This window comes from Hahella sp. KA22, from assembly GCF_004135205.1.
Lineage (GTDB): Bacteria > Pseudomonadota > Gammaproteobacteria > Pseudomonadales > Oleiphilaceae > Hahella.
Genome location: NZ_CP035490.1, coordinates 1,636,046 through 1,653,800 on the forward strand (window position 1 = coordinate 1,636,046; position 17,755 = coordinate 1,653,800).

Genomic DNA, 17,755 nt, shown 5'->3' on the forward strand with positions numbered 1-17,755 from the left:
TTTACATCATGTTTCGGAAATACCAAGCAGAGGTCTTAGACTGCATGGATATAAATGCCTACATGCACGAAGTGGGGAGCGAAGCCCGCTCGGCGTCCCGTTTGATTGCTAAAGCAGACACCGGCGTCAAGAACAAAGCGCTGATCGCTACTGCGGAAGCTATCGACGCCGCGCGAGAAGAACTGATGGCCGCTAACGGCAAGGATCTGGAATCCGGTCGGGCGAATGGCCTGGACGCAGCGTTGCTGGATCGTCTGGAACTGACGTCGGCTCGTATCGACGCCATGATCGAAGGGCTGCATCAAGTTGCCGCGCTGCCGGACCCGGTAGGCGAAATCACTGGCCTTAACTATCGTCCCAGCGGAATTCAGGTTGGCAAAATGCGCGTGCCGTTGGGCGTAGTGGGCATTATCTATGAGTCTCGTCCCAATGTGACCGTTGAAGCGGCCAGCCTGTGTTTAAAATCAGGCAACGCCACTATTCTGCGTGGGGGTTCCGAAGCCATTCATTCCAATCAGGCGATCGCCGCTTGTATCGAAAAAGGCCTGAAAGCCGCAGGCTTGCCGGCGTCGGTGGTGCAGGTGATCAAGACGACGGACCGGGCCGCTGTGGGCGAGCTGATTACCATGCCTGACTATGTCGACGTTATCGTGCCTCGTGGCGGTAAGGGATTGATCGAACGCATCAGTCGCGAGGCCCGGGTGCCCGTCATCAAGCATCTGGATGGCGTCTGCCATGTTTTTATCGATCGTGATGCGGATCTGAACAAGGCGCTGACTATTGCTGTTAACTCGAAAACCCAGCGTTATGGCACCTGTAATACCATGGAGACGCTATTGGTGGACGCGCCTGTCGCCGCAACCATTTTGCCGCAGTTGGCGCAGGCCTATGCCGAGAAAGGCGTTGAGCTGCGTGGGTGCGAGCGGACCCGGGAAATCCTGCCGCAGGCGCTGAGCGCAGTGGAAGCGGACTGGTCTGAAGAATACTTGGCGCCGATTCTGGCGATTAAGGTAGTTGAAGACCTGGACGACGCGATTGCTCATATCAATCACTACGGCTCGCAACATACTGACGCGATCGTGACGGAGAGCTACAGCAAGGGGCGTCGTTTTCTGGCGGAGGTGGACTCCAGCTCAGTGATGATCAACGCGTCCACTCGATTCGCTGATGGTTTCGAGTATGGTTTGGGCGCGGAAATCGGCATTTCCACCGATAAAATTCACGCGCGCGGTCCCGTCGGGTTGGAAGGACTGACCTCACAAAAATACGTGGTGCTCGGGGATGGCCATATTCGGCAGTAACGGGCGCGAGGAAAGATTTCCTACCTGATCATGCAGGAACATTCTCCCATAGTGCTGCTTGGTGGCACTTTTGACCCTATACACTTCGGTCACTTGCGTACGGCGCTGGAATTACAGCAGCACTTCGGCGAGACGGCGGAAGTGCGCCTGATTCCCTGTGGCGATCCCCGTCATCGCGCTGCGCCCAAGGCCTCCGGAGAGCATCGTCTTGCGATGCTGCGACTGGCGTTGGAAGGAGAGCCAGGCTTGCGCATTGACGAAGTTGAGGTGCGCAGAACCGGCGCCAGCTATACGGTGGATACGCTCTTGGAGCTGCGTCAGGAGGTCGGTAATCAGCGGCCGTTGATATTCGTTATGGGGACAGACGCCTTTGAGTCGCTGCCAAAATGGCGAAGATGGCTGGAAATTATTCAATTAGCCCATATAATGGTGGTTAACAGACCGGGTTGGTCATTTTGTGAGCAAGGTGAGTTGGGAGATTTTTTGCGTCAGCACTCCGCAGAGAGCAATAACGACCTGATACGCCAGCCTGCCGGAAAGGTTGGATTCATTACGCTTACCCAAATGGGAATTTCCAGTTCCAAGGTGCGTGAGCTAATCGGCTTGCGCCTATCCCCCCGTTTCTTACTACCGGATTCGGTGTGGCGATATATTCGCCAGCATCGTCTATATGGCGCTGTGAATGCCTAGGGCGCTTTTCCTTAATTATTGCAACGCGACAGTTATTGGAAACCGCTTGCGGGCGGCGGGCGCCGCATTATTTAAATATTCTTTAACCCCCCCTCTATGAGGCGTTATGGAGACTGAAAATCTGAAAGAGATAGTCATTAAGGCACTGGAAGATATCAAAGCAAAAGATATCTCCGTGCTGGATGTAAAAGACCGCACTAGCGTAACGGACTACATGGTCATCGCCAGCGGAACCTCGAATCGTCACGTTAAATCCATCGCGGATAACGTCATTGCTGAAGTCAAAGCCAACGGCGGTCGTCCGCTGGGCTCTGAAGGCGGCGCGGCGTCCGATTGGATCCTCGTGGATCTGGGCGATATCGTGGTCCATGTCATGCTGCCGTCGTCCCGGGAGTTTTATGATCTGGAGCGCTTCTGGCGCGACTCGCCTGTGGCGGAATCCATGTCGCATCACGTGTAATTCCGGCGATAAAGTATTTATTGACGATTAAAGAATTACAGTGCGGATAAAGCTAATCGCAGTGGGCGGTAAAATGCCTGGCTGGGTTGAGCAGGGTTATAACGAGTACGTTAAACGTATGCCTCGTGACATGCCCTTGCAGCTCATCGAAATCCCCATGCCCAGGCGTCAAAAGAACGCGGACCCGCAAAAGCTCAAGATCCAGGAAGGAGAGAGCATTTTGCAATCGCTGGGCTCCAGCGATCATGTCGTCGCATTGGAAGTCGAAGGCAAGCCATGGTCCACCCCTCAATTGTCTCAACAAATGGAGCGCTGGCGTATGTCCGGACAGGATGTCGCTTTGCTGGTGGGGGGGCCGGACGGGTTGAGCGACGCGTGTCGAGCGAGAGCGAATCAGCAATGGTCGCTGTCGCCGCTGACGCTGCCGCATCCGTTGGTGCGGGTGCTGCTTGCAGAGCAGCTTTATCGAGCCTGGACCATATTGCAAGGACATCCTTACCACCGGGAGTAATCGCTATACGGGCGTCTGGCCTGACCGAGGGTGACAGCGGGCGGGTCGTATTGACGGCCCCGACCCTGAGCCTGATTCCAGACTGAAGACTGGGCATGGTCGCCTTTCAATCAAAGGAAGCTAAGGAAAAGGGAAAATAAAAGGTAAGTATGGGAAAAATGGAAAGATAGTAAGTACCGTCCTCGGATAGATAGGACTAAGATAATAGCGCCTGCGTCCGCGATCAGAATAATATCTACCTGCGGAGCCTGACATAACCAGCAACTGACGGTATTGACCACAAAAAACCATGGCTTCTCGAGAGCTGAAAGACCACTTCCGCGAGCAACGCATTTTTTTCCAACGGGCCATTTGGGCTGCACTGGGGGTAATCGCCCTGAGTCTTGCGCTGTTCGCCCGCTATTACTACCTGCAAATCAATCAACACGAAGTCTACAAGACCCTTTCCGACCGCAACCGCATGCAATTGCAATCCATCACGCCCACCCGTGGCCTGATCTATGATCGCAACGGCGTATTGCTGGCGGATAATCAGCCCACATTTTCCCTCACGTTGGTGAAAGAGCGGACTAAAGACGTAGACGCCACCATCGCGGAACTGCAGGACATTCTTGAGATTACGGACGATGATGTGGAGTCGTTCCGAAAACGTATGGGGCAGCGTAGACGGCCTTATGAGTCTGTGACGTTGAAATCGCGTCTGACGGAGGAGGAGATCGCTCGTATCGCCGTTAACCGACACCGGCTCGCGGGCGTTGAAGTCGAGGCGGAGTTGATCCGCTATTATCCGTTGAGCGACACCCTGGCTCATGTGCTGGGATATGTCGGCCGCATCAGTGAGCGCGAACTGAAACAAGTCGACCCCGCCAATTACAGCGGCACACAGTACTACGGCAAGCTTGGGGTGGAACGCCATTATGAGAGCCTGCTGCATGGCTCTGTTGGCTATCAGACGGTGGAGACTGACGCACGCGGTCGTGTGCTGAGAGTCCTTGATCGTGTTGCGCCAACCCCTGGCGCGGATATTTCCCTGTATCTGGACGTCAATTTGCAACGCGCAGCCATCGAAGCGCTGGATGGTCGGCGGGGCGCGGTTGTAGCGATAGAGCCTTCCACTGGCGGGATTCTTGCGCTGGTCAGCACGCCCAGTTTTGATCCCAACCTGTTTGTCACCGGCATCGACTCCGCGACCTATAAAGCATTGCAGGACTCGCCGGATATTCCCCTTTTTAACCGCGCGCTGCGGGGACAGTATCCGCCTGGCTCCACCATTAAGCCGTTTCTTGGCCTGGCGGGATTGGACACGGAAACCATCAACGTCAATTCCCGGGTATGGGACCCAGGCTGGTATCAACTCAAAAACGATGACCGCAAGTATCGCGACTGGAAGCGCTCCGGCCATGGTTGGGTGGACCTCAACGCGTCCATCGAGCAGTCATGCGATGTTTTCTTCTATGACATGGCCTTCAAAATGGGGGTCGATAATATGTACGCCTACATGGCGCAGTTCGGCTTCGGCGAGCAGATGGTTTACGACATCGACGAGGCTCAGGACGGCATCTTGCCCTCACGGGAGTGGAAGCGCGCGGCGCGCCGGCTTCCCTGGTTCCCTGGCGACTCGTTGAATATGGGGATTGGCCAGGGCTTTATGCTTTCCACCCCCATGCAGTTAGCCACGGCGACGGCGGTTTTGGCCAATCGTGGCAAGTGGGTGCGTCCCCGTTTGATCAAGACCATCAATGAGAGTGAAGTGGCGGATATTGAGTCGCCTCCTGACGTCACGCTTAAGCAGGAGTGGTACTGGAACTATGTGATCAAAGCGATGGAAGGCGTCATGCACGGACGTCACGGCACCGCTCGCTCCAGTGGTAAGGACTCCACTTACAAAATGGCGGGGAAAACCGGAACGGCGCAGGTAATCGGCATCAAACAGAATGCTGTGTACGATGCGGAAGCCATCGCTGAACGTCATCGCGACCATGCCCTTTTTGTTGGGTTTGCGCCCGTGGATAATCCCAAAATCGCCGTAGCCGTATTAGTTGAAAACGGCGGGGGCGGCAGCGGTGCTGCGGCGCCAGTGGCGCGCAAGATGTTTGACGCTCACTTGGTTGGGCCCAAACTGGAGCCGGGGCAGATGCAGGCGGCTTCGCCCTGAACTAGATTTGTATTGATGCGCGGGCGGGTCCCGTTGCGACTATTACTATAAACATTCGCCCCGGCCAGAGTCGGGCGACGCAGATCGATACTTGGGATATGAAAAGCAGCGATTTCGTAAGGCAGTTACCCGGCGGTGAGGCGCATTTCAGTCGACCTCGCACGCTCGCCAGCATTCTTCACATCGACGTTCCGCTATTCACTTTGCTGCTGACTCTGGTGCTTGGCGGTTTGTTCGTGCTGTATAGCGGCAGTGAAAAAAGCATGTCTGATGTAGCCAGGCAAGGCATTCACTTCGCTGTCGCCTCTTCTTTGATGCTGATTCTGGCTCGATTTGATCCACAAGTATTTCGCCGCTGGGCCCCTTGGGTATTTTTTCTTGGACTGGCTGGCCTGGTGGCGGTATTGGTGTTCGGCAGCGACGCTAAGGGCGCGCAGCGCTGGCTGAAAATTCCTGGCGTCGGTGTACGGGTGCAGCCATCGGAATTCATGAAACTGGCGGTGCCGATGATGGTGGCCTGGTATCTGTCAGATCGTATTCTGCCCCCGTCCTTCAAACATATTATCGGGGCGCTGATCATTATCTTTGTCCCCGCCGCTTTGATCGCCAAGCAGCCTGACCTGGGAACGGCGATTTTGATCGCCGCGTCCGGCGTTTTTGTGCTGTTATTCGCAGGACTTGGTCTGCGTTGGATTCTTGGCTGCCTGGCGGGCGTCGCGGCGCTGGCGCCGGCGATGTGGTTTTTCGTCATGCACGACTACCAAAAGCAGCGGGTGTTGACGTTCCTTGATCCCGAGTCGGACCCTCTGCGCACAGGCTGGAATATCATTCAGTCCAAAACGGCGATAGGCTCAGGCGGCTTTGGCGGTAAAGGCTGGCTGGAAGGCACTCAATCCCACCTGGACTTCCTGCCTGAGAGCCACACGGACTTTATTATCGCCGTGCTGGCGGAGGAGTTCGGTTATATCGGCGTGGCCTGTATTCTTACGCTGTATATGATGATTATCGGTCGTGGGCTGTATATCGCGGCTAACGGCCAGGATACGTTTTCCCGTCTACTGGCGGGATCGCTGATCATGACGTTCTTCGTTTATGTTTTCGTCAATATGGGCATGGTGAGCGGCATTCTGCCGGTCGTTGGCGTGCCCTTGCCATTGGTCAGTTATGGCGGTACGTCCGTGCTTACCTTGATGGCGTCGTTCGGCATACTGATGTCGATCCATACTCATAAGAAAATGCTGTCCAGATAAACTCACGAGGAGGTTCTGCGTGGCCGGACTTTCTCCGAGACGAAGGGGATCTATGCAATCCTGGAATGACATACCGCAAAGAATAAAAAAGTCTGCGCTGGCGATGCTTGTATTCGGCGCGTTGGGAGCAGGCGCGGCGAATGCGGCGGAAGAAAGCGTCGCGTATAAGACTCACTCCGAAGCCAAAAAGTTTATCGCCAGCATGGCGACGAAGCATGGCTTTGATAAGGCGCAGCTGCAGCAGATTTTCTCAGGCGCGGAGAAAAAGCAGGACATTATCGACGCTATGAAGCGGCCGGCGGAGAAAGTGCTGGAATGGAAGGATTATCGCCGGATATTTCTCACCGACCAGCGCATTGCCGGCGGTAAGGAGTTCATGAAGGAGAACAAGGATGCGTTGATCCGGGCGGAAGCGGAATATGGCGTCCCCGCGCAGGTCATCACGGCGATTATTGGCGTGGAAACTCTGTATGGTCGCCATAAGGGACGCTACCGGGTTATTGACGCTTTATCTACGCTGGCGTTTGATTATCCGCCGCGCAGCAAATTCTTCCGCAGTGAGCTGGAGCAATATCTGTTGCTCGGTCGGGAGCAAGGCTTCGATGTCATGAGCCTGACCGGCTCCTACGCGGGCGCAATGGGGTATGGGCAGTTTATACCTAGCAGTTACCGCAGCTATGCCGTTGATTTTAATGACGATAAGATTGCTGATATTCTGACTGACAAAACGGATGCGATTGGCAGCGTGGCCAACTATCTGGCGCGGCATGGCTGGCGTCAGGGGGAAGGCGTGGCGATGCAGGTCGAGATGGAGAAAGCGCCGCCTGCATCGTTATTGCCGAAGAAGCAGAAGCCGGCGCAAAGCGTCGGTAAATTGAAAAAGGCGGGAGTGCCCGTCCCTGAGTCATTGGATGATAAAACTCGCGCCAGACTGATGGCGCTGGAGGCGGAATCCGGCAAGGAATATTGGCTGGGACTACAGAATTTTTATGTGATAACCCGCTATAACCACAGCGATTTATACGCCATGGCGGTGTTCCAACTCAGTGAGGCGATACGAAACGATGATTCGAGCAATACGGACGGGCCAGCGGACGCGACTGGGGCTTAACGCCCTGGCGTTGCTGATGGTCCTGTTGGCGGCGGGGTGCTCCACGACGCCTTCCTCCCGCTATCATATTCAGAACGACCGGGGACCGGACGGCGATGTGGACCTGAGCCACTTGAAAGAGCCGACTCCCCGTAAAGAGCCGCGTAGTCGAGGCGGTAACAAAAGCCCTTATTCTGTTTGGGGTAAAACCTATTACGTAATGAACACCAGCGACGGCTATGCGGAAGAAGGCGTGGCTTCCTGGTATGGGACAAAGTTTCACGGCTATAAGACGTCCAACGGCGAAACATACAACATGTATGACTACACCGCCGCCCATAAAAGCCTGCCTTTGCCTACCTATGTACGGGTGACCAATCTGGAAAATGGCCGCAGCGTGATCGTGCGAGTGAATGATCGGGGTCCGTTCCATGGCGGTAGATTGATTGATTTATCCTACGCGGCGGCGAAAAAGCTGGGTTATGACAAGAAAGGCACCGCCCGCGTAAGAGTGGAAGTGGTGACGGAAGCCACGACGCCCGCCCAGGTGGCGCATGCTGCGACTTCCAAGCCCGTTGTGACGTCTGCTCCGACGCCAACGCCAACTAATTCGGGTGCAGCTCAAGGATATTTTCTGCAGGTGGGAGCGTTTAGCACGGAACTGGGGGCGATCAAGGTGCGCAACCACATCAGCTCACTGCTGGATGCGCCAGTTTTTGTCAGCAAACCGGAAACAGATTCGATCTATCGGGTGAGAGTAGGGCCGTTCGTAAAAGAGGAAGAAGCCGCTCGTTTTCTGGATATTCTGCAGCGCGCGGCCTATCCGGAAACCATGCTGATCAAGCGGTCGCTGAATAATCCCAGCATTTGAACGCAGGGTTACGGGTTACCGCAAGTTAATGCGACAGAGTTTCAGTTCGGGGTGAATTAACCCCGGCTTTCCGTTACTATTCAGCAGCAAAACCGCGACCTAATCACACACAAATCCAAGTAAAAGCCAGAGAACCAATCATGTCATTACCAAGGATGCGAGTTTATATTGCATTTTTCCTGTGCTGGGCCGTCAGCGCAGCCTGGGCGGACCAAGCTTCCCTGATTCCTTCGGCTCCGCAAATCGCAGCCTCTTCGTATATCCTGATGGACGCTGAAAGCGGCGCCATTATCGTTGAGAACAATTCTGAAGAACGTCTTCCCCCCGCCAGCTTGACCAAGATGATGACGTCTTACGTGCTGGATTACGAAGTTAATCAGGGCAACGTCAATTTCAACGATGAAGCGCCGATCAGCGTAAAAGCCTGGAAGACCGGCGGTTCTAAAATGTTCGTGCGCGAGGGCACCAGCGTTCGTCTGGGTGATTTGATCAAGGGCATTATCATTCAGTCCGGCAACGACGCCAGCGTCGCCGTTGCGGAGTTTCTCGCCGGCAGTGAAGACGCGTTTGCTTCCATGATGAATCAGCACGCGCAGCGTCTGGGCATGAGCAACACCAATTTTGAAAACGCCACGGGGTTGCCTTCGGAGAATCATTACTCCTCCGCGCATGACTTGGCGAAATTAGCGAAAGCGATTATCAACGACTTTCCTAAGCAGTATCCGATATATTCTGAAAAATACTTTACTTACAACAATATCCGTCAGCCGAACCGCAACCTGTTGCTGTGGCGCGACAAGTCCGTGGACGGTCTGAAAACCGGTCATACGGAAGAAGCGGGATTCTGTCTGGTGTCTTCCGCCGTGCGTGACGGCATGCGTCTGATCAGTGTGGTGATGGGCACCAAGAGTGAAGAAGCCCGTGCTCGCGAGACGCTGAAGCTGCTGAACTATGGTTTCCGTTATTTTGAAACTCATAAGCTGTACTCCGCCGGGCAAAAACTGGTGGACAGCGACATTTGGGCCGGTTCCGCCGATACGGTTCCACTTGGCCTGAGCAAAGAAATTGTGGTGACTATTCCACGCGGCAAGAAAGACGCGCTGGAAGCCACTGTTGATATCGACAAGACGATTAAGGCTCCGATAGAAGTGGGCGCGGAGCTGGGCAAGCTAACTGTTAAGCTGAACGGCGAGTTGCTGCTGGAAAAACCGGTGGTGGCCCTGGAAGCGGTTGAAGAGGCTGGCTTCTTCAAGCGTATCTGGCATGCTATCGTGCTGTTCTTTATGGGATTATTTGAATAAGCGCAAACGCCGGGACAAGGGCGAGCCAAAACGCCCTGTAAAAGCGTATAATAAGCAGACCTCTGGCCGCGCGGCGACCAGAGGTTTTGTTCATTTTTAACCCAGGCGGTTTGTCTTGGTTGTTGTTAAAGGTGCTCTCATGACCGATAGCCAAAAAGAGGCTCCCAAAATTGAATTTCCCTGCGACTATCCGTTGAAAGTCATCGGTGTGGCGGGGCCTGATTTTCAGGAAACCGTGGCGACAATTGTACGCGCTCATGCGCCTGAGTTTGATGCGTCTTCGATTGACGTACTCGACAGTCGCAACGGTAAATATCTTTCCTTGCGTTTCAGTATTCAGGCCCAGAGCGAAGAGCATATTCGTCGTCTGTTTCTGGATCTGAAAGCACATAGCGCTGTGCAAATGGTGCTGTAAACAGTGATGCAGCAGGGCTCTGTCGAGATGGAAACCGTGACGTCGACGCAGACGCTGATTGTGCGGCGTTTTAGTCTGATGCCTTATGAGCCGGTTTGGCGGGCGATGCAGGACTTTACTCAGCAGCGCGACGCTGAGACCACCGACGAAGTCTGGCTGTTGCAGCATGAACCTGTATTCACCCAGGGACAGGCTGGCGACGCCGAGCATGTATTGTTTCCCGGCGATATCCCGGTTGTGCAGGTGGATCGCGGCGGCCAGGTGACTTACCACGGTCCCGGCCAACTAATGGTGTATTTACTTTTGGATCTGCGGCGTCTCAAAATGGGCGCCCGAGATCTGGTGACAATGATCGAGAACACGCTGGTGGATACGTTGGCGGGTTATGGGATAGAAGCCCATGCTCGCAAAGATGCGCCCGGCGTGTATGTGGGAGACGCCAAAATAGCGTCCCTGGGGTTGAGAATTCGACGCGGCTCCTCTTTCCATGGTCTGGCCTTGAATGTGGATATGGATCTGGAGCCTTTTTTGCGCATTAATCCCTGCGGCTATCAGGGATTGCGAATGACGCAGATAAAAGAATTCGTACCGGATGTGAGCTGGGCATCAGTCGCCGATGCGTGGCTGAGCCAATTTGTCCGCGTAGCGGGCTTCCAATCAGTTGTAGAGCAGAGAGGGTTACCCGGAGATGAGTGAAACCAACGTACAAGGTTCTCTGGCTGAGACGCCGAAAGCGGCGGTCAAGCGGGTGGAGCAGGGCGTCAAACTGCGCGGTTACGATAAAGTATCCCGCAATCCCGTCAAGATTATCGCTACTGACGCTGTGCCCAGAAAACCGGACTGGATTCGGGTGCGGCTGTCCTCTTCCCCCAGTGTGGAAGCCATCAAGCAAAAGCTGCGCAAGCTGAATCTGCACTCTGTCTGCGAAGAAGCCTCCTGCCCTAACCTGAGCGAGTGCTTCAGCCATGGCACCGCTACTTTCATGATCATGGGCGACATCTGTACGCGCCGTTGTCCTTTCTGTGACGTGGCCCATGGCCGTCCCAACGCGCTGGACGAAAACGAGCCGACGCATCTGGCGCAAGCCATTGCTGAAATGAATCTCAAGTACGTGGTCATCACCTCTGTAGACCGTGACGATTTGCGTGACGGCGGCGCAGGGCACTTCGCCAAGTGCATCAGCGAATCCCGCAAATACAGCCCAAATCTGAAAATCGAAGTGCTGGTGCCTGACTTCCGTGGTCGCATGGACGTGGCGCTGGATATTCTGCGTGAGTCTCCGCCTGACGTTTTCAACCATAACCTGGAGACGGTGCCCCGTTTGTACAAGCAGGCGCGTCCTGGCGCTGATTACGCGTGGTCGTTGCTGTTGTTGAAACGTTTCAAAGAAGCGGCGCCGGATGTGCCGACCAAATCCGGCCTGATGCTGGGTATTGGCGAAGAAATCGAAGAAGTTAAGCAGGTCATGAGAGATCTGCGCGCGCACAATACTGATATGCTGACCTTGGGCCAGTACCTGGCGCCTTCCAAAGACCACTTGCCGGTCGTGCGTTTCGTGCATCCTGATGAGTTCAAGGAACTGGCGGATTACGGTTACGAAATCGGCTTTAAGCAAGTGGCGAGCGGCCCGTTGGTGAGATCTTCCTATCACGCGGACAAGCAGGCCGCTGGCGAGAAAATCTCCTGACGCGAAACTTTTAAAGGGAATATTGAATGCGGCATGAGTGATAAACCAAACGCCAAGAACAATGCCCGGGAGGTTGACCGTATCAAGACAGGAAGCTTTGAACGACGCCTTAGCCTGACGCGGGCGGGTCTGGTCGCGGGATCGCGTTTGGCGGGCAATATGGCCGCCAATCTGTTCAAGTCCCGTGAAAAACGTGAGGAAAGCCGTCGCGAAGCGTTGTCCCGTCAAGCTCAGTATCTGGTAGAGGAACTGGGGCAGCTCAAAGGCAGCGTCGTTAAAATCGGCCAAGTCATGGCGTTGTATGGGGAGCACTTCCTGCCTGTAGAAGTGACCGAAGCCCTGCATACTCTGGAAGACCGCACTACCGCTCTGGGATGGAGCAAGATTCACCAGGTCCTGTTACAGGAGCTGGGTGCGGATAAGCTCAAGGAGCTGGATATCCAGCATGAGCCTATCGGCGCGGCCTCGCTGGGGCAGGTGCATCGGGCGCGACGCAAGTCCGACGGCCGAGAGCTATGTCTGAAGATTCAATACCCCGGAGTTGCGGAAGCGGTGGATTCGGATTTGGATTCCGTCGCCCGCCTGTTGAAAGTCGCCCGCATGGTGTCTTTCGGTCCTGACTTCGATGAGTGGCTGGAAGAAGTCCGCGTCATGATGCATCGGGAAGTGAATTACAGTCTTGAGCTGGAAACCACCCGCCGCTTCGGCGAGATGCTTAAAGATGACGACCGCTTTGTGGTTCCCGAGGTTTTCCCCGAATACTCCACTTCCCATGTCATGGCGACTTCCTATGAGCCGGGTCTGGGCGTCACCCATGCGCAGGTTCAGGAATTGTCCCTGGCGCGGCGCAACCATCTGGCGCAGGCGGCTTTGGAATTATTCTTCCGCGAGCTGTTTGTCTGGGGCGAGTTGCAGACTGATCCCAACTTTGGCAACTACCGCATTCGCCTTGGCGCCAACCCGGGCGAGCCGGACCGCATAGTGCTGTTGGATTTCGGCGCTGTGCAGAAATACCCTGACTCTTTTATCCGTCCCGTGTGCGACATGATCCGAGCCTCCTATGAGCGGGATCTTGAACGGGTGATCGAAGGCGCGGTGAAACTGCGGTTTATGCGCCTTGATTGGCCAGCCAGCGTGCTGGATGAGTTCGGTAAGGTCTGCATGGCGGTATTGGAGCCGCTGGCGGCGGAGGCGGAGGATGTACCGGACTTCGCTTTGAATGCGGATAATGAATACTGCTGGCGACGCAGCGACCTGCCGACCCGTATCGCCAAACGCGCCGCCAAATCGGCGATTAATCGTTATTTCCAGATTCCCCCGAAGGAATTTGTTTTCCTCAATCGTAAGCTGGTTGGGGTATACACCTTTGTTTCCGTGCTGGATGCGGAGTTCAACGGCAGCGCCATTCTCGAACGTTATCTCTACCCGCAGACCGCTGCGCAAGGGGTATAACCCCAACTCTATTCAGGACGGGTCCAGGGCGTAAAAAAGGCCCCCGCGTCGTCCACCCTGAAAATAGAACGCGGGAGCCGGGAAGCGCATCACGCCGTCAGGCGCAAATGTTTAATGAAGTATGAGTTAGCGGTGCTGACGAAGCCTTTGGAGCACAGCAGATCCGGATGCACGATGGGAATGGATTGGCCATCGTGGACAAAGCCGGAGATCAGCGCCTCCCGCCACAACGGGCGTTCGTTAGCGTTAAATGCTTCGAACTGGTCGTCACTGATCTCCACTTTCACTGGCGCATTACGGGTTTCCAGCGCGATATAGCCGTTTTCCTGGTTGGCGGCGGCGCGCAGCACCACTACATTCACGTGTTCGTTGCTATTGCCGGGACGCAGACGAAACACCGGCACCACATGCCCCATCCACTCCACGACATGCGAGCAGCTTGGCGCGGAAGTCGGCAAATCCTGCACTTCCACATCTTGCAGATATTCGCAAAGCGTATCAGCGACAAAGGCGATGCTCTGGCGCTCGCCAGCGTCAGCTAACCAAACGAACATTTTGAAATTGGAATTGGGGGAGTTCATAGCGTAATGCCTTCTCAAAGTAGTCGATCAGTTGATGGGCGCTGGTGTAACACTCCCAGCCGGTGTTGTGGCGCAGGACGCCTTCGATCGGACTGGAGCCGACCATGAAGTCCGGCAGGCGACGCGGTCGGTGATTGGCGCGCAGCTTATAAATAGCGCGGCAGGACAGCGCCAATGCCGGTTCGGTTCCGCTTTCGGGGCTGCATATCAATGCGGCGCGGGAATCGCCGCCCTGCAGTCCTGGCTGGGGAATGAACCCTTCGCGAAATCCGTAGACGGGATAGAGCTCTCCGTTAAAACGGATGCATGGAATATGTTCTATATCCAGCACTTCTTCCTTTCCCGCCAGATAGAGAATGTCGCTGGCGGGCAGATACAAGGTCCTGCCCGTGACGACCAGTGAGTAATACGCGGTTAAGCTCGACTTTTCTCCAATCATGTCAGCAACTCCCTGATGGTATCCATGAGCTCGTTGTCGTTGTAGGGCTTCGTGGCGTAAGCCGTCACCCCGGCCTTGTGGGCCAGACTACGATGTTTTTCGTGGCTGCGTGAGGTCAGCATAACCACAGGCATGTTGGCCCAGTCCTGCTGCTGACGCAGGTGTCGGGTCAACTCCAGTCCGTCCATGCGCGGCATTTCCATATCCACCAACAGCAGGTTGGGGGTGATGTGCCGCAGTTTCTCGACTGCGTCCAGGCCATCGCTGGCGGTGACGACTTCAAAGCCACAGTCCTGCAGCAGCTGCTTCAGGGTGCTGCGGACGCTGAGTGAGTCGTCCACCACCAGTATTTTGGGGGAATCAACCTGGCTTTCGGTGATGATGTGAGCGGTTTGATAAGCCTGTTTGGATTGGTTCTGTTGCAACAGATCTGAAAGGTTCAGCACCGGCACCAGCGAGCCGTCGCCCAGGATGGTCAGGCCGAAGACGCCGCGCAGACCGGGAATCAGTTTGCCCGGCGCCCGCACTACCAGCTGCTCGCCGGTGAGCAGCATGTCCACGGCGATAGCCACGGTGCGCTCGTTGAGCTCGGCGATTACCACCGGCTTGCCGGCGCCTTGCGGCGCAGGTTGCCCATACAGACGCTGCGCCAGATCGATATAAGGGTAAAGCTGACCGTCGTACTCCAGATAGGGCTTGCCAGCCACCTCTTCCAACTCGCCAGTATGAGTCGGCAGTATTTGCTTCAGCACGGCGGTGGGTAGAGCGAAGCGTTGTGCGCCCACCAGCACCAGCAGCATATATTGGGTGATTTCTTTCACTGGCACCCGGACCAGCAGACGGCAGCCGCCTTCGCCATCGAAACTGAAGCGGACCGTGCCGCCGAGCAGTTCAACCTGGCTACGTACCGCGTCCATGCCAATGCCGCGGCCGGATAGTTGCGTGGCTTTGTCTCGGGTGCTGAAGCCTGGGAGCCAGACCAACTGCGCCAGAGACTGATTGTCAGGACGTCCGCCGTCGGCTGGCAGCAGGCCGCGTTGCTTGGCTTTCTCGTAAATAGTGTCGAAGTCGAGGCCGCGACCGTCATCGCTCAGGCTGATCTCCAGGAAACGCCCGTCCTGGCGGTAGTTCAGCCTGATTGAGCCCTGTCCGGATTTTCCGGCGTCGAGACGGCTTTGTTCGTCTTCGATGCCGTGGTCGACAGCGTTGCGCAGCAGGTGCATCAGTGGGTCGGCCAGTTTTTCCACTAACTCCCGGTCCACCTGAATGTCTTCGCCGACAATGGTCAGGTCCGCCAGTTTGCCGGCAGCGCGACAGGCTTGACGCACGCAGCGCTGCAGACGGCCGCTCAGTACTTGCGCGGCGACCCGTTGGCGTGACAGCAATTGGTGCTGCAAGGTGTCGATATGACGATGCTGCTGGCGCATCAGCGCATCCATCATCGCCAGTTGGTCCTGCAGCTTCTGATTCAGCTCGCGTACGTCGGCGATCGCCTCGAACAACTGGTGGGAGCAGCGATGCATGTCATCGTAGCGGTCCATTTCCAGCGGATCGAGATCCTGCGCATGCTCGCTGTCCGGGCGCAGTTTGCGCGCCATGCTGCGGCTGTCGATCAGGCCTTCCAGTTCCAGGCGGGTTTCGTTCAGACGGGTGTCGTGGCCTTTCATATCAAAGCCAGTGAGCTGCACGCGCTTGTACAGTTCCTGCGCCTGTACGGTGTTGATGCTCATCTCTTCCGCCAACTGCAGCAACTGCTCCAGGCCGGCGTTGTCCTGCGGCGCCGCAAACTGTTGCTGTGCGGGAGCGGCTGAGGCCTCTTCCTGTGCGGGCGCAGTCGGCGCGCGTTCCGCGGCGTTGTCGCGGGAGGGCAGCGTCACCACTTTGTCATCCGCCGATGTGGCGTCGACGTTAGTGGCTGCATGATGCTCCTGCAGCGCCGCCCAGGCGGCCTCGGCTTTTTCTGGAGAGCGCCAGTGCACCAAAGCGTTGAGCAGGGGGAGGGCGTCTTCCGGCGGTTGATCCCGTCCCAGCAGGTGGTCAATCATGCTGCTGACGCAATCCGCGGCGCTGAGCAGCATGTCTTTCATCTCTACACTCCACTCCGCCTTGCCGTCGGCCAGGGCTTCAAAGATCTCCTCCATGGCGTGGCTGATGTTGGCGACGCCCTTGATGCCGATCAGGTTGGCGGCGCCTTTCAATGTATGGCTGGCGCGCTGGGCCTGTTGCAGGAAGGCTTTCTTGTCAGATAAGTCTCCATGCAGGGAGGACAGTGCGTGGAAAAGCGCATGAGTATGGTTGGGCGAATCCAGCAAAAACGCCTGGAATACCTCCTGGTTAGCGCCGTCAGACGGAATCAGAGAGATATCATCAGGCGTTAACACGGCGTCTTCCGCTGTTTCCTCCATAAACTCGTCGTCGCTGAGCTGGAAGTCCACCAGGTTTTCCAGAATCGCTTGCTGCGTCTCTTCGTCCAGACGTTCGCCCCAGGTTGCGTCGTCGATAAACTGCATCAGACACAGGCAGCTTTCTTCAGACGCGCCGCTTTGCAGATATTCGTGCAGCAAGGCGGGCCACTGTTCCAGTAAATCCGCCAGCTCCGGGTCCACCTGGTCGAGGGATTGCAGGCGAATCGCCACCATATCGAAAAGCAGTTGCAGGCCGGACAGTCCCAGATAGGCGCAGGTTTCGCCCAGGGTTTGCAGCAGCTCGCAATAACAATGACGGGCTTTGATGGAGTCCCGCATTTTTTCCGCCTGCTTGGCGAACTCCGGCAGCAGGGCGGCGGTTTCCTCCCACAGCGAAGCCAGGATTTCCTGGTGAGATTCGGGAAGATCCGCGGGGGGCGTGAAATCCGAAAGGTCGAACGTTATTTCGGGTTCCTCTTCCGTAACTTCCGCCACATCCATCGCCGGCAAGGTGACGCCGAGTTCTGCCGCAATGTCGACGAAATCTTCTTCATAGACTTCCGCGACCAGCTCGTCGGCGTTGTCCGTTTCAGTTTCCGTTACTTCCATCGCGGGGATAGTCTCGGCGGAAGCGTTTGTGTCCGCTACGGCGCCCTCTGGTTGTGACGCGCTGTAGTCATTCCAACTTTCGGGACCGGCGGTGTTTTGCTGCGCTTGCAGTGATAATTGTTCTTCCGCCAGGGGTTCCAGTCTGTGCAGCCAGTCGATGATGGACCAGACCTTTTTCGCCTCGACGGGGAAATTCGGCATGGTCTCATTGCTTCGCGGATCTTTGGGGCCGTCGCTGGCGATGTTCGCATACAGGCGTTGCAGGCGCGCCTGCAATTCCGGCATGGCCGCCATCTCCAGAGCGTCATTGACGTTTTCCAGAGCGGCGAAGACTAATTCCGCATCGACGGTCCGTTGCGTCGCCGCCACATCCTCCAGTTCCGCAGTAAAGGTGCGGATGAGTTCGACGGTGGGTGAAACAGGGTCTTGCTTGTGCATAGACGGAATCCATCCTGGTTAGTGGTTGCGGGCGCTCCGGGTGGAGCGCGCCAAACATCAGGTTTAAACAGCAACCTTTTCCCGGCGGCCGGCGCATCTT

Annotated in this window: 16 protein-coding genes; 13 read left to right on the forward strand and 3 right to left on the reverse strand. The window is 56.1% G+C overall.

The annotated features are described in order from the left end of the window. Window positions 1–44: 44 nt before the first annotated feature. From EUZ85_RS07285 to EUZ85_RS07345, 13 genes are all read left to right on the forward strand, one after another. Window positions 45–1,301: a glutamate-5-semialdehyde dehydrogenase gene (locus tag EUZ85_RS07285; protein WP_127968668.1), complete on the forward strand. Its 1,257-nt coding sequence runs from the start codon at window positions 45–47 to the stop codon at window positions 1,299–1,301. A 30-nt stretch (window positions 1,302–1,331) separates the two neighbouring features. Beyond that, window positions 1,332–1,991: a nicotinate-nucleotide adenylyltransferase gene (nadD, locus tag EUZ85_RS07290; RefSeq protein WP_127968669.1), complete on the forward strand. Its 660-nt coding sequence runs from the start codon at window positions 1,332–1,334 to the stop codon at window positions 1,989–1,991. 106 nt (window positions 1,992–2,097) lie between these two features. Next, on the forward strand, window positions 2,098–2,451 hold the full coding sequence (rsfS, locus tag EUZ85_RS07295; RefSeq protein WP_011399554.1) for a ribosome silencing factor: 354 nt from the start codon (window positions 2,098–2,100) through the stop codon (window positions 2,449–2,451). 40 nt (window positions 2,452–2,491) lie between these two features. Continuing rightward, window positions 2,492–2,962, forward strand: coding sequence for a 23S rRNA (pseudouridine(1915)-N(3))-methyltransferase RlmH (gene rlmH / locus EUZ85_RS07300; RefSeq protein WP_127968670.1), 471 nt, complete (start codon window positions 2,492–2,494; stop codon window positions 2,960–2,962). Window positions 2,963–3,251: 289 nt separating this feature from the next. After that, window positions 3,252–5,117, forward strand: a complete 1,866-nt coding sequence (mrdA, locus tag EUZ85_RS07305) for a penicillin-binding protein 2 (protein ID WP_127968671.1) — start codon at window positions 3,252–3,254, stop codon at window positions 5,115–5,117. A gap of 98 nt (window positions 5,118–5,215) precedes the next feature. Continuing rightward, the gene (rodA, locus tag EUZ85_RS07310; RefSeq protein ID WP_127968672.1) at window positions 5,216–6,367 is read left to right on the forward strand and encodes a rod shape-determining protein RodA; all 1,152 of its coding nucleotides are present in this window, start codon (window positions 5,216–5,218) and stop codon (window positions 6,365–6,367) included. A gap of 52 nt (window positions 6,368–6,419) precedes the next feature. After that, window positions 6,420–7,478, forward strand: a complete 1,059-nt coding sequence (gene mltB / locus EUZ85_RS07315; RefSeq protein ID WP_127968673.1) for a lytic murein transglycosylase B — start codon at window positions 6,420–6,422, stop codon at window positions 7,476–7,478. After that, entirely contained in the window at window positions 7,432–8,328 is an 897-nt protein-coding gene (locus EUZ85_RS07320) for a septal ring lytic transglycosylase RlpA family protein (protein ID WP_127968674.1), read from the forward strand. The genes mltB and EUZ85_RS07320 overlap by 47 nt, the downstream gene beginning before the upstream one ends. A 140-nt stretch (window positions 8,329–8,468) precedes the next feature. Next, complete coding sequence (locus EUZ85_RS07325) at window positions 8,469–9,629, forward strand: D-alanyl-D-alanine carboxypeptidase family protein (RefSeq protein WP_127968675.1); 1,161 nt, start codon at window positions 8,469–8,471, stop codon at window positions 9,627–9,629. A gap of 139 nt (window positions 9,630–9,768) precedes the next feature. Next, window positions 9,769–10,044 (forward strand): YbeD family protein, encoded by a 276-nt coding sequence (locus EUZ85_RS07330; RefSeq protein ID WP_127968676.1) that lies wholly within the window; start codon window positions 9,769–9,771, stop codon window positions 10,042–10,044. A gap of 27 nt (window positions 10,045–10,071) precedes the next feature. Continuing rightward, window positions 10,072–10,740 (forward strand): lipoyl(octanoyl) transferase LipB, encoded by a 669-nt coding sequence (lipB, locus tag EUZ85_RS07335; protein WP_127974430.1) that lies wholly within the window; start codon window positions 10,072–10,074, stop codon window positions 10,738–10,740. Then, window positions 10,733–11,731 carry a lipoyl synthase gene (gene lipA, locus EUZ85_RS07340; RefSeq protein WP_127968677.1) on the forward strand — a complete coding sequence of 333 codons (999 nt, stop codon included), beginning with the start codon at window positions 10,733–10,735 and terminating at the stop codon, window positions 11,729–11,731. The genes lipB and lipA overlap by 8 nt, the downstream gene beginning before the upstream one ends. Before the next feature lie 33 nt (window positions 11,732–11,764). Then, window positions 11,765–13,183 (forward strand): AarF/ABC1/UbiB kinase family protein, encoded by a 1,419-nt coding sequence (locus EUZ85_RS07345; RefSeq protein ID WP_127968678.1) that lies wholly within the window; start codon window positions 11,765–11,767, stop codon window positions 13,181–13,183. Between the two features lie 89 nt (window positions 13,184–13,272). On the opposite strand, the gene EUZ85_RS07350 is transcribed toward EUZ85_RS07345, so the two are convergent. Genes EUZ85_RS07350 through EUZ85_RS07360 form a run of 3 tightly spaced genes read right to left on the reverse strand, consistent with a single transcriptional unit; the run spans window position 13,273 to window position 17,655 of the window. Then, on the reverse strand, window positions 13,273–13,764 hold the full coding sequence (locus EUZ85_RS07350) for a chemotaxis protein CheW (RefSeq protein WP_127968679.1): 492 nt from the start codon (window positions 13,762–13,764) through the stop codon (window positions 13,273–13,275). After that, the gene (locus EUZ85_RS07355) at window positions 13,718–14,203 is read right to left on the reverse strand and encodes a hypothetical protein (RefSeq protein WP_127968680.1); all 486 of its coding nucleotides are present in this window, start codon (window positions 14,201–14,203) and stop codon (window positions 13,718–13,720) included. Before EUZ85_RS07355 ends, EUZ85_RS07350 begins: the two co-directional genes overlap by 47 nt. Further along, window positions 14,200–17,655, reverse strand: coding sequence for a response regulator (locus EUZ85_RS07360; protein WP_127968681.1), 3,456 nt, complete (start codon window positions 17,653–17,655; stop codon window positions 14,200–14,202). The genes EUZ85_RS07355 and EUZ85_RS07360 overlap by 4 nt, the downstream gene beginning before the upstream one ends. Window positions 17,656–17,755: the final 100 nt, after the last annotated feature.